Genomic DNA, 12,668 nt, shown 5'->3' on the forward strand with positions numbered 1-12,668 from the left:
TCAGCACATGGAGAGTCGAGATGAACCTGCAACTGACATTCGATGACGGTCCGCTTCCCGCGCAGACTGCATTGGTTCCGATCCTGGCCGAACTTGCGAAGCGCAAGGTCAAGGGCGGGTTTTTCGTGCTCGGAGAGGAAGTTGCGCAGAAACCGGACGCAGCCAAGAGCATCTTGGATGCCAAGCACGTCCTTGGAAATCATTCGTGGGATCACCTCAAGAACGGCACCGGCTCCTACAGCGACCAGCAGATCCTCAAGCAGTTCAAAGACACGCATCAACTTGTCCTCGACAAGGCCAATGTTGCCATGCAGCACTGGCGCGCGCCACGGAACGACGCCTTGGCGCGGCTTACAGGTATTCTGAGCGGTCCCGGCAAGCTCTATAGTTTGAGCCACTGCGACTTCAACGCGGACAGCAAGGACAGTCAGGGCGTAACGACGGCGGCGGGCATGCTGGCTGCCATCAAGGAAGACCTCAAGCACACGCCCTCAAGTCAGCCGCGGCTCCTATTTCATGTCGTCGAGACGACCGCCAGGGCGCTGCCTGACGTATTGGATGGGCTCGTTCAGGCAGGACATGGCTTCGTCGACTTTACGCAGAGCGTATGAAGTTGGACAGCCAGAACAAGCGCTTCATGTCTCCGAAAATCAAGCTGGTGCCCAAGGACGCGTAGCGGTTACCGTCTCTCACCGTGCGTTGCGGCGGGATGCGGCCGCATCGGAGCGGCCATCGTCCACGGAGCAGCCGTCGTCCGCGATGTGGAAGCGACTCGCCAAGTGCTGCAGTAATGACCAGCGTAGTCGACCTGCTGGCTCGGTCGCTGAACGTTTGGTAAACAAACTTTCTGCCCGCGTCTCTTTGCCACAACTCCGCATCCAATTCATCATCAAGGATTTGGCTTGAGACGGCAGACAGCGGCAGCCGAGTTTGTTGGAAGACGGAATTCACGAAGATCCCGCATCGATGGCTCAATTCATGCCATGGCTTACTCTCCAGCCGGGACAAGGGAGATTTCCAGCGGGTTGCAAACGACAAAGCACGCAGTTTGCGGCCGCCACCCTTCTTCACGGCGCCACGCGCCAGGCCGCCAACACGAGCCCCTTGATGCCGCATTGGGAAAGCCGAAAAAGCAAGTCAGTGATCAAAAAGAGGAACGAGAGTCAGAATCTTTAGTCATGACGTTATCGAAAAAGCAATCTCGTCAGGCTCTCCCAAGGCAAAACACGTCGGGCAAACATGGCTTCAGTCTGCGGCGTTTCACGATCATCCATTGTGATGATCGCAGCCGATATGATTCGGGGGTCCTCACCAGCAGCCTCATTGAGCCAAACAATCATTCTGCCGTTGTTTAGATGTTGATAGACAAAGCGGGCATCGTCGTTGGCGATGTTTCGATCGTAATAGCCCGGCGTCAGATATTCCTCGAGCCAGCTCAGCCATTGGGCCTTGAATCCCGCATGGGCCTCCGGCATTGGGAGTCGGTTGGACTGGGGCGTGGGGTTGCAGAGTCGATCGATGGCCGCGCGAAACTGCTGGATATTTAAGCTTTGACCGTTCGGCATCAGAGGTGCCTCACTCCACGTTGAGCTTTGAATAGCAGTTCACACGCCGCCGTGTCGTACCTAGATCATTGTATTGCCTCAATCATCATCTTCTCGCTTGCCAAGTGGGTGCTAACCCTCGTCAACGATTCACGCCAAGCACAGTCGAGCCCGACCTCAGTCGTGTGGTAGATCACCGTTTGTCAGTTCTTCCAAAGGGGATAGAAAGTCCCGAGCACGGATATGACGAAGGCGATACAAAGCAATACCTGGATCGTGGTAATCGTAGAGACATGAAATCTTCCGCCCTTGGTCGTCACCTTCAATTCGCCATCGAGCTTGTTCAAGTTGCTGATGTAGCCGTTGAAAGCTTTCCGGAAGCGAGACATCACGTTTACAAAGCAGATTGCCGCGATCACGGTGAACGCGAAGACCGCACTCGCTATAAGCGGCTTTTCGGCGATGTTCTGAACGGCGAAGTACCAAAGGCCGCCGATGACACCCGTGAAAAGAGGAGGAATCTTGTAGAGCGTATCATTCATGCCTCGAAAATGGCGTACTGCTCCTTGTAAATTTCGTTGGGCGTGATTCCGTAGCTTTGCGAAACGGGTTTGTTCTCGATCGATGTCGTCCCGGACATGGTACCCCTCACTGCAATTTTGGATTGCTTGGATTGTTGACTAGTCGCCCGTGAACAAGCCTGTAAGCGATTGAGCAGGAGTCTGTTTTTTGGATTTGAGGGCGTTTGAGATTGCAGGGATTTGAAGCTTGAGCGCCGCAAACCCTGCAAATTCGTTTTGCGGATTCCCCTTCGCTGTGAACCGTGCTTGTGTGGCGCATCGAGGGGACGATGCGGCCGAAGAAGCACAAGACGACGGGATCGAACGATCTGTTCCGGGCACGGCTGGACCAGATCATCAACATGAAGCACGAGCTGGTTCTGCTCGCCGGCAAGATCGACTGGGACTGGATCGACGGGGAGATCGCCCCGCTCTACAGCGAGAACGGCCGACCAGGAATCGAGACCCGCTTCATGATCGGACTGTTGTTGCTCAAGCACATTTACGGGCTGTCCGATGAGGGGGTGTGCGAGCGCTGGGTCCATGATCCGTACTTCCAGTTCTTCACCGGCGAAGAGTTCTTCCAGCACGCCTTCCCGCACGAGCGCTCGGACCTGAGCCACTGGCGCAAACGGCTCGGCGACAAGCTGGAGCGGTTGTTGGCCGAGAGCCTTCGGGTGGCGCACGAGGCCGGTGCGTTGCGCAGCCAGGACCTCAAGCGGGTCACTGTTGACACGACCGTGCAGCCGAAGGCGATCAGCTTCCCGACCGACGCCAAACTGCTGCATGCAGCGATCCGCGGGTTGAACCGCCTGGCGAGGAAGCACGGGGTCAGGCTGCGGCAATCCTATGCTCGCGTGGCCAAAAGCGCGGCGATGATGGCGGGCCGTTACGCTCATGCCAAACAATTCAACCGGCATCAGCGACAGCTGCGCATCCTGCGCAGCCGGCTGGGCAGGATCATCCGCGACATCCGCCGCAAGACCGAGGGCCAGCCCGCACTGGAGGAGGCATTCGCTCTCCCGCTTGGCCGGGCCACGCAGATCCGCTCGCAGCAGCAGCGCCAGCGCGGCTTCAAGCTTTATTCCTTCCACGCCCCGGAGGTCGAGTGCATCGGCAAGGGCAAGGCTGCCGCGCCTTACGAGTTCGGCGTAAAGGCCTCCGTCGTCACCAACAATCGCCGCGCTCCCGGTGGCCTGTTCGTGCTGCACGCCAGGTCGCTGCCCGATAACCCTTACGACGGTCACACGTTGCGGGACGTTATTGACCGCACCGAGACACTCACCGGCTGTGCGATCGAGCGGGCCTATGTCGACAAGGGCTACCGCGGTCACGATGCGCAGAATCCCCGCCGCGTCTTCATCTCCGGCCAGAAGCGCGGCGTCTTCGGCGTCATCAAGCGCGAGCTGCGCCGCCGCTCCGCCATCGAGCCCATCATCGGACATCTCAAAATCGAAGGACACCTCGGCCGGTGCTACCTCAAAGGCCGCGCCGGCGATGCCGCCAACGTCGTCCTCTCAGCCGTCGGCCACAATTTTCGCCGCATCCTCGCCTGGTTCAGACAACTTTTGCGTCTGCTGTTGGTCTCGCTCTGGCGCGCGCTCAACTGTCCAGCTCAGCTCAATTCGGTTTCTTAACGGTCGACTGACTAGTTTCCTTGATAGATGACCTGCCGTCATTCAATCTTGAAACTGGCGCAGGCTGGAGGCGACATCGCCGTAGCGCGCCGTTAGCGATGAGTTGTTTAGCGATCCGATCACAGTTCTTATTCGGTTCTCGAGCGACAATCGCTGCTGCCGTTTTAGCGTGTCGCTTTCGTAAAGCGATCGGTGCAGAAAGAGGAGCCGGCTTTCGTCCGAAAGGATTTGATCCCGTACCTGCTGATCGCGAAGATAGACAGTCGTGACGCGGTCGAAGAGCGAAAGGGGAGCCGAGAAATCGGGACCATAGTGAAAAGCTATGGATCGCTTTGCGAGGTTCAGCGTCACAATATCGGCATCCTCGACGTCGCCGACAAGAACGCTCGCACAGCCGATCAAACCTCGCAGGACTGCCGGCAGTTCGCCTATCTGTTTGGCACTAAAGTGATAGCGTCCGTCGCCATATCCATTGAGTAAGCCCGACTCGAGCGCGGAGCGGCATGCGGCCTCCACGACCCCATTGTCCCCAAGCGAAAACAAGAAGCGGTGCGCCTCCGATTTGGCTGTCGCGAAGCTGCCAAAGAGTAACTTCACATCCCTGCGCAGTGGGAGCGGAAGGGTCTTGAAGGCTCGTGAGCCGGAGAAAGCCCCGAGCGCGAAGTGGACAAGCAATTCGTCCCGTCTCCGACCTGCGCCGACTTCCAGAAGGCTTTGATCGAATATCGAGCGGCACCAGCCAAACGCACGCTCGATTGAGACGTTCGACTTAGCCAGGTCCGAGTAGAGTTCCGGTATCTCGTCGCGTTCCGGGATCCGCCCGATATGGACCGACCTGGCCCAAAGTTGCTCCAGGATTGGTCGTAGACGTTCGGATAGGGGCTCGATTGGCCGAGTGACGCGGCCTCGCGCGGCCGGCGCCAACCGGAGAGTAATCGGAGATGGCGTGCGGCTTCGCCGACTAAATAAGAACTCCTGTTCCGCGTCAGGTTCGCGGAAGACAAACACGATTCCAGGAGCAACGGCCACAGGCTCGACGCCGAGCGAATCTCGGACGAACGCGCGGAGTTCATAAGGACTGAAATACTTCTGGAATGTGCCGCGCGACGTGAGGAACCCATCGCCGAACGGCGTCAGCCCCTGCACCGAATAGTGGCCCTCGATCATGACCGCAACGGAGAGCACTTTCCTCGTGAGTTCCCAAGCTTTCTTCAACGTCAGGACGCGCTCTTCGATATCCTCTATGACGTTGAGCACGAAGCCTAAGTTGACGAGAGCCGCGGGTCGAATCTCTGCGTCTGGGCGGAAATGCGGATCCCAGCCACCGGCCTCGATGCCGCCATGCGCAAGCACCCGGAGATCATCTCCTTGGCCGCATCCAAAATCGAATACGTCAGGGAATGTCTCAAGAAAGCCGTGCCGAGCGAACATTTGCATCGGAGATGAAAGGCCATTGCGGGGTATTGCCGTCTTGTGACGGCTGACGTGGATCGCGCACGAGGGCGGCTTGTCCGTGACGGACGGAACGATCGCGTGATTTCGAATGACGATACCCGCCTCATCCAGGCGACGCTGCCAGGCAGTACGAAATCCGATCTTGTGATTATCGAAAAACAAGTTTCGTCGATCCAACTCGGCGGTCAGAGCAGCGTAAGTGGGGCGTCGGGGATGATTCGATGGAAGCAGAAGCTCTTTCCGATGCAGGATCGGCGGATTGGCTGATGAGGAATAATCTCGGATCTTGCTCGTGCGGGAAGCACGTTCTACGAGCGCTGAACGCAGCAGTGCCGGAAAATGCTCTTTTTCGAAATCCTCGTATTCGAGTAGGGCAATGCGACCTGGTTCGATCCGAGCCACATTCCAACGGAAATTGTCTACGGTCGCAGCCGCCTCTTCGACTGCGCCCCGCGTCGATGGATCGATCTCGATAAGCGCGTCACGGTGAACGTAGAGTGCGTCCCGGACGCGCTTGCCGACCTGGAAACCGCGCTCCGGCATGGTCCACTACTCGGCGGCGAAGGTCCTCATCTGCGCAACAAAACCCCTGTTGCGCCACGCCTCCTTGATCGTCGCGGCGAATGCTTCCGTGTCGATCTGCGAGAGGAAGGGTACCTGAACATACATGTTTTCGTTCAAACCTTGAAGCTTCGCGATCATATGACCTTGACCGAGGAGCCGCTCAGCACCTTTCTCGTTCATGGCGATTTCGGATGTCTTCTGATCGTCTAAGCGCAGGATCAATCGATTTCCGAGAGCGTTGCGTAGCTGCATGCTCATAACGGTTACATCCGGGCGCTGCGCCATCAGGACCAGGTGGATGCCTGCGGCTCGCCCCATGTTGCCGAGGCGGGCGGCGGTTGTCGTCACGTTGTCCCGATAGTGATCGTCCATCATCCAATCGGAGATCTCGTCGTGGAACACGAAGATGCGAGGCATCTGCTCGGACGGTCCGGCTACGCGATTGAACTCGACGATGTTTCTGCACTTCTTCGAGGTGATGCGCCGATAACGTTCTTCCATCTCAGTGACGAGAGATCCGAAAATGCGGGAAGCCTCGTCCATTTCAACGACGATGCGCTCTTGCAGATGCGGCAAATCCTCGGCCCACATGTAGTCGGCGCCCTGCTTGGGATCGATCAAGTAGAACCTGCATGATGCAGGCGAGTCGAAAGCGCAGAGGTCGAGGATCAGATTGGCGGCAAGAATGCCTTTTCCGCTGCCGGTGGATCCGGCGATAAGCGTGTGTGGTGCGACTTGCGGCTGGCCATTGAAGGGCGCCGTCACGGGCATGTAGAGCATCTCACCGTCGTCCTCCTTCTCACCTAGCAGGAACGCCAGGTTGCTATCCGGAGCTGTGGGCGAGACCGTTCGGCGGAGCCAGGCATCCGCGAGGTGCAGCACTCTTCTGGAGGGGCGACGGAAGGCGATGAGGATCGATCCAAGCTCGGCAGTGATCCGGATAATGTCGAGACCGTGAATGGTTTTGAGGTTGGTGCGTTGCTTCTCGAGCTTGTCGATCGTCAGCGACTTGCTTCCTTTGATCCGCAGCAGGCCAGCGTTGGGGGTTAACCATTGCTTTTGAATTTCTACTGCTGCTCCCTCAGCCTGGAGCGATTGACGGAAGTCACTTACCTGCTGATCGAGCCATTCTCTGGCTTGGGCATCTTGGCTAGATGTGTTTGTCGCAACCTTTAGCGCCAGGGCTTCGACCTCAGGCAGCCATCCAGGCCTGCCCGTTCGCTTCTCGTCCACCATCGGTTGGTCGGAGGATCGTTCCTCGCTCAAACTCGCCGCTGGCGGGGAGACGATCGTTGTGGGCGGCCTCTCCTCCTCTTGCAGGACGGGCAATGCAGGCGGGTTCTGCGCATCGCTGTCGGCGCGAGAAGCTATCTGTGCCGGGGAGGTATCATCGGCACGGCAAACCGGTGTATCCGCCACTGCTGCTGGTTTGGTGATCGGGGAGGCCGGATGATCGATTGCCGGAGGGGCAGATGCACTCGCGAGATCGAGCAGCATGCTCGTGATCTGAGGTTTTCCAAAAAGCCATTGCAGTAGCGGCCGGCGCTCGGCTGGTGGCCTCTCATCGTCAATTTCAAGCCGTTGGTCCGGAGTGATCAGACCGTCGTCGTGCTGGAAGATCATCGAGTGGCCCGACAGTTCGATTCGTAACCCCGCCGGGTTGCGAACCTCCTCGATCCAGCGCTCGAAGGGGAAGCCAGCGACATGCTCGAAGGGTGTGAAGTGCTCGACGAGCATGTCAGCGAGCCGATGTCGCCAGATCTCCGGGCTCATTACCTCGTCAATATCGACGAATTTGGTCCTCAAACTGTCATAGGTGCTGATCAATTGGCGCTTCGATTTCGTCATCGCTGGAGCGAACGCGGCGGTACCTACGTACTTTGACTCGATGACGAGCATCCTCACAAAGCGCTGACCGGCTTGCGACACGAAACTGACCGCCAAGATGTCGGAGCGTTCGTTATTGAGATCGAGCCAGCGCGCTATTTCATCGACGAAGAACCAGCAAGTTTTGCACTCGTCTTGGTCAAGCAGGAGTTCCACTTGTCGGCGCGCGAGCACCAAGCCGATCAATTCGAGGGCAGAATTGGGAAGCTGGACGGCCCGCATAACGATTTCGCCAGACAGATCGGCGGACTCGCGCTGAATTAAGCGGCCAATCGCCGTCCGTCCAGCTTGGTCCGTGCCAGGCAGGACAGGCTGAAGATGATCCTGAAGGAGCTTGGCAATCTCATCGACGCCGACGGTCGTCGACACGATTACGTTGTGATCCGAGCCAGGGGCCGTGAAGTAGCGGATTATGCGCCGCTCTTGCGTCTCGCTTTGTTGCAATAGACGCCGTGGCGCGCATAGCCCGAATCTATCCTCTGTTTGTTATTCTCTTTCTCGTTGAGCTCTTGACCGGACCGATGGTCTGGCCATGGCTTCTCGAAACTAAGGCGGCAGCCGAGGGATTTTCGTGGCACATTGTCCCGTTTCAACTCGGGATGATTCAAACCTGGTTCTTCGCAAATGTAGCCGGCGTTGCCCCCGTCTGGCAGTACGAAGAGATCGGCATCGTCTCCTGGTCAGTCAGCACCGAATGGTTCTTCTATCTGGTGTTTCCGCTCGTATGCCCGTTACTTGCGCGAGTCAGAACAGTTCCTGCGGCGATCTTATGCGCGATTGGCGCAGTCGCAATCGAGCTTGGCATCGACCTTGCGGTGCTCATGCTTCAGGACCGCATCAATCTGTTTGCGCTTCACGCCTATGGGACGGATGCGGCTCTGCCGAACTGGAAGAACACGCTCATCCTCTGGATCGTCTACTTTTCGCCGGTTTGCAGGGTATGGGAATTCGTCCTCGGCTGTTGTTTGGCGAAGCTCCATGAAGCGTGGCTGGCCCAGGATTTCAGACCATCTCGAGCTCTGCTCGATATCGCCGCAATCGTTGGTGTCGGCGCGATAGGCTGGGTGTTCTGGTTTACCGCCCACAAAGCGCCGTTTGGGGCGACCATGAGCCTGTTCGATATTGGGCGCAACAATATCGCTCTGGCGGCACCGATTGCGCTCATCCTTGTCGCGGCGGCTCAGCCCGTCAGCAGTGCAGGACGGCTGTTGTCGGCAAGGTGGCTCGTCTTCCTCGGAGAGGCCAGCTTTGCGCTTTATCTTGTACACATCATTATCTACCAGCGTTTTCCGGTGGTACGTTGGGAAACCGCAAGCCAACTGCTGGGCCATCTCGGCGCGCTCGCGCTTGCTTTCACTCTGGCCACCTGCGTCGCGATCCTGCTGCATTTTGGCCTGGAGGTGCCGGCCCGAAGGCGAATTCGCAGCTGCTATCAGGCGGCCTCGCCAGAACAGCGCAGGCGCCTGGTACGATTGGGAAGTGTTGGCCTTGCCACTCTCATCGGTGCGGCCGCAACGTATGCGCTGCGCGATGCGGCGGGGGACGTCGTCACGCAATCAGGGATTTCGGTCGTTTCTGCCACGTATGGCGGCAATTGCCGCTGGATCTCGGCGCGCGGCAACGCCACGGGTGCGGTTGCAGCAGCCTGTAACGGCAAGGACGCATGCACTTTCAGTGCAGGCACGGCGCGGATCGGTGATCCTGCTCCGGGCTGTGCGAAGGAGTTTACGGCCGCCTGGTTCTGCAAGGGCGACCGCACCATTCGCTCCAGCTCGGCTGCGGATGAGCGTGCCATGATCTCCGCTCTGCAACTCTCCTGTAACGCGGTCACGCGCGATGAATGAGTCGAAGGTTCAGACGTCATTCGGATTCCGAGCCTGAGGCGAACTGGCTTCAGCATTAGGTCTTGCTGCCGGCTGCGCAGAGCGTTCGGGCCGCGTAGGTTATACGACAAAGAGGTCGCGGACGTGACGGGTGCAGCGAACCGGCGTCTCTTTGTCCACCTTGATGGCTGCGAGACTCTTCGCTAGATCACAACGGTTCACTTATGGAGATGCCGCCGTGGCAATGGGTATTGTGAAGTGGTTCAATTCGACCAAAGGTTATGGCTTTATTCGGCCGGAGGACGGAAGTGCCGATGTCTTCGTGCACATCAGCGCCGTCGAAAAGGCCGGTTACACCACCCTCGAAGAGGGGGCCCGGGTAAGTTACCAGCTCAAGGCAGGCCGTTCGGGCAAAATGTCAGCCGAGGAACTAAGGGTTGGCTGATCCAGTTCGCCTCGGGAAAGCGTCTGCCTGCTAGGCGTATTCTCGTACCTGCGTCTGGTGATGTCTCGTCACCGGTGCGCCGGACGCTTGCCGTACGACTGTCGTTTCCAATCAAGGCTATGCCGCAATACTGCCTGAAGGCTTGATTCAAGCCGTCGATCGCCAATGCCGGAGCAGTTCCAGATTTTTTCCCTCCTCGTGCAGGTGTGAGCGTGGCGTGAAATCGTCGGTAGCCATGAATGGTCCGAACCGTACGCTCGTGCCCGACAGGTCGAGAGGTGCATGTATCGCCCGAAGTCACGATGCGCCGACCGGCGCTCACGATCTAAGAGCGATGCTGTAGCGTATGGAGCTCCCACAATGGAGTTCGTCCGTTATGGACAATGGGCGCGCGGCGCTCCGGCTGCGGGTCTGTCCTGCTACGCTGACGTACCGGCCCTCGATGAAAAGTCGTGCATTAGCTTGAGCGAGGGCGAGGTCAAATCCCAGGAGCTGGCCCCGCGGGATTAGCCAATATAGTTGAGGTTAACGGCGTCGTGCTGTTGACGATCCGCCCCTGACATTGATCCATTGCAGGGGAACTGCACACACACACAGCCATCGGAGACACGGCAAGTGTCCTTCCAGCTGACCGTCCTGAAAGTATTGGCCGGCCAGCCTGGCGGGCGAGCTTCTGTTGCCGAAGTCCGACGCGCCGTGGAGATCCTGATGAACAGCGGCCGCGACTGGACCGATCGCATGAAGCGGTTGGCCGAACATGCGCCGGACCTGAATATCTTTTCGGCGAAGTTTGTCTTTCGCGATGCGTTCGGCTGGGAAATTACGGAAGACGGCCGGCAATTCCTCTCTGCGCTCGAAAGGGCCGTCGCCGATCAAAGAGAGTCATCTCGATCAACGATCGACTCCTCGCGCAGCGAAGTCGCTGCGCAAGCGGTCACAGATGCGGCAAAATCACTTACTCCCCGCAGTCTTCGTCAGAGGCCGCGGCGACGCCGCAGGAAAGGTGGATTCAATCGACGTACAGCATGAAGCGGGAGCCCGACCAGGTGCGAGGCGCGCACAGCAGCTGACCTTGGCAGAAGTGCTATCGATCTCGCGCGGCATCGATCAAAACTGCGGAAAAATATCTTGCAGTGTAACCTGGGTCATATGCAGCCCCACTTCTTCACGGGCATTATCCGGAAGGCAGTTTCGGTGGGGTACTATGGACGACGAGTTTTGTAGAGAGAGGGCGCGAACCGTCCGGGAACTTGCTGAGCAAGCTGACCCGTTCATCAAAAAGCGCTTGTTGCAGTTGGCCGCCAATTACGAACGGCGCGTTGGTCAGCCAGAAAGAGCAGACCCAGATCGCGCTGACCTGCTGGTATGTAGGGCGCCCATCCACCCGTCGTGATTTCAGAGATGGCGCTTACCATTACAATCATTGGGCGGCGATGCGGGGCGTCATCGCTGCCAGCCTTTGCCGTTACGCCACTGGTGAAGGGGAATGCATCGGACCTTCACATCACGTTGCCGGATATTCTTAGCCCGGAAGAGAGCGTCGAAGTGGGTATTTCGGGATCGGGCTGAAATCGGGTCGTAAGCAAGCCTACGCGCAAATCGCGATCGAGGATTATGTCGAGGAACTCAAGGCCGGACAAATCCCCGAGATAACCGATATGGACGAGCTCCGCGCGAGCCACGAAATCCGCGTCATTGCTGATGGCGGAGGGGAAGAAGCAGAAGCGCAAGCTGTATGACTGCTTCGTCTACGAACTGACGTATACGCTGCCAGCAATGGCGCCTTCGAATTCGTCGTTGCCGACGCCGGGCGAGCGGTGCTTGCAAGCCTGCGGGAAAATTCGGAGTTTGCCGGCCTTGAAGACTCCGGCGCAGCATTGCGGGTCGCTGCATCCCACGGCGCGTCGCGGCTCGACCGCCGCACGGGCCGCGGCTACGGGATCGGTAAGTTGTTTCGCGCCCTGGCTCACGATGCCGCCGAGCTAGTTTCGCAGCGTCCCACGAACCATCACGTCGCTTCCCACATCCAGAGCGGCTTAACGCACAACTGCTGAAACGCCTTCGAGCCTAACGAATGAAGTTCGTACGTGGCCGGAGCAGCAAAGGCGGTCGGTGCACTGGGACGAGTCATAGGGTCAGGTGCTGGCCAGCTCAGGCATTTCGAACTGCTTCGCCATGGCGGACGTCTCAGCCCAGGCGTGGCCGGGGATACGTTTTACAAGCTTCGTAAAGACCGTAACGAACGCGGCGCGCTCGGCTTCGGCATCAAAATCCTCGGCGTCGTCCGCGGCAAGTAGCGGGCGCACGTCGGCCAAAAACGATGGATCTTCCAGCTTCGCCCACATGCGCTCCTCGGCCTCGGCGCGGGAAATGGCTTGGCCGGAAGCACCTAGATATTTGCCCAACAGCTCCACGATGCGTGCGGCGTCTAGTCCGTCGAGCAACGCAACAGCTTTGGCAAGGTCGACGAGGTCCCGGCCCTTGTCACGTTGGAGAAGCGCGCGGAGCTTCGTTGCCAGGATTTCCTCCCGGCTGAATGATGCAATGTCCGCCTTGTCATTGAACCAGGGATTCTTGACCTGGAACGGAAACGACTTTGCCCTGTCATAAGCAATGCGCTCTCGCGTGGCGATCTCGACTTTGACGCGGATCGGCTGAGAGGCTGACCGGAAATTGAAGTTGGGTGATTTCAGCAGGTTGTGATTCTTCGAGGTGTTCGAAGCCATCGGAGAAGCAGATGACCTGGACCGAAA

The 12,668-nt window shown here is 58.4% G+C and carries 10 protein-coding genes; 5 read left to right on the forward strand and 5 right to left on the reverse strand.

Going from position 1 to position 12,668, the window contains the following annotated elements; genetic code table 11:
* The first annotated feature begins 20 nt into the window (after positions 1-20).
* A complete protein-coding gene (locus QJT82_RS39310) occupies positions 21-611 on the forward strand; it encodes a polysaccharide deacetylase family protein (protein WP_018270081.1) in 591 nt (196 codons plus the stop codon).
* Positions 612-1,184: 573 nt separating this feature from the next.
* On the opposite strand, the gene QJT82_RS39315 is transcribed toward QJT82_RS39310, so the two are convergent.
* Both QJT82_RS39315 and QJT82_RS39320 read right to left on the reverse strand, forming a co-directional pair.
* Positions 1,185-1,565 carry a hypothetical protein gene (locus tag QJT82_RS39315; RefSeq protein WP_018270082.1) on the reverse strand — a complete coding sequence of 127 codons (381 nt, stop codon included), beginning with the start codon at positions 1,563-1,565 and terminating at the stop codon, positions 1,185-1,187.
* A gap of 182 nt (positions 1,566-1,747) precedes the next feature.
* Positions 1,748-2,086 carry a hypothetical protein gene (locus tag QJT82_RS39320; RefSeq protein WP_018270083.1) on the reverse strand — a complete coding sequence of 113 codons (339 nt, stop codon included), beginning with the start codon at positions 2,084-2,086 and terminating at the stop codon, positions 1,748-1,750.
* Positions 2,087-2,394: 308 nt separating this feature from the next.
* Between QJT82_RS39320 and QJT82_RS39325 the strand changes: the two genes are divergently transcribed.
* Complete coding sequence (locus tag QJT82_RS39325; RefSeq protein ID WP_259245115.1) at positions 2,395-3,741, forward strand: IS5 family transposase; 1,347 nt, start codon at positions 2,395-2,397, stop codon at positions 3,739-3,741.
* Positions 3,742-3,783: 42 nt separating this feature from the next.
* Here QJT82_RS39325 and QJT82_RS39330 read toward each other — a convergent pair whose 3' ends face one another.
* A complete protein-coding gene (locus QJT82_RS39330) occupies positions 3,784-5,739 on the reverse strand; it encodes a DNA phosphorothioation-associated putative methyltransferase (protein ID WP_080650315.1) in 1,956 nt (651 codons plus the stop codon).
* A gap of 6 nt (positions 5,740-5,745) precedes the next feature.
* Entirely contained in the window at positions 5,746-8,016 is a 2,271-nt protein-coding gene (locus QJT82_RS39335) for an FtsK/SpoIIIE domain-containing protein (protein ID WP_155258905.1), read from the reverse strand.
* An 83-nt stretch (positions 8,017-8,099) separates the two neighbouring features.
* Between QJT82_RS39335 and QJT82_RS39340 the strand changes: the two genes are divergently transcribed.
* From QJT82_RS39340 to QJT82_RS39350, 3 genes are all read left to right on the forward strand, one after another.
* Positions 8,100-9,491: an acyltransferase family protein gene (locus QJT82_RS39340; RefSeq protein WP_028345382.1), complete on the forward strand. Its 1,392-nt coding sequence runs from the start codon at positions 8,100-8,102 to the stop codon at positions 9,489-9,491.
* Between the two features lie 217 nt (positions 9,492-9,708).
* Positions 9,709-9,915: a cold-shock protein gene (locus tag QJT82_RS39345; RefSeq protein ID WP_028345381.1), complete on the forward strand. Its 207-nt coding sequence runs from the start codon at positions 9,709-9,711 to the stop codon at positions 9,913-9,915.
* Between the two features lie 615 nt (positions 9,916-10,530).
* Entirely contained in the window at positions 10,531-10,944 is a 414-nt protein-coding gene (locus QJT82_RS39350; protein ID WP_155258903.1) for a hypothetical protein, read from the forward strand.
* 1,106 nt (positions 10,945-12,050) lie between these two features.
* On the opposite strand, the gene QJT82_RS39355 is transcribed toward QJT82_RS39350, so the two are convergent.
* A partial coding sequence (locus QJT82_RS39355) for a nucleotidyl transferase AbiEii/AbiGii toxin family protein (RefSeq protein WP_281446694.1) occupies positions 12,051-12,668 on the reverse strand: 618 nt, incomplete at its 5' end.

Source organism: Bradyrhizobium sp. Mp19, from assembly GCF_029952935.1.
Lineage (GTDB): Bacteria > Pseudomonadota > Alphaproteobacteria > Rhizobiales > Xanthobacteraceae > Bradyrhizobium > Bradyrhizobium elkanii.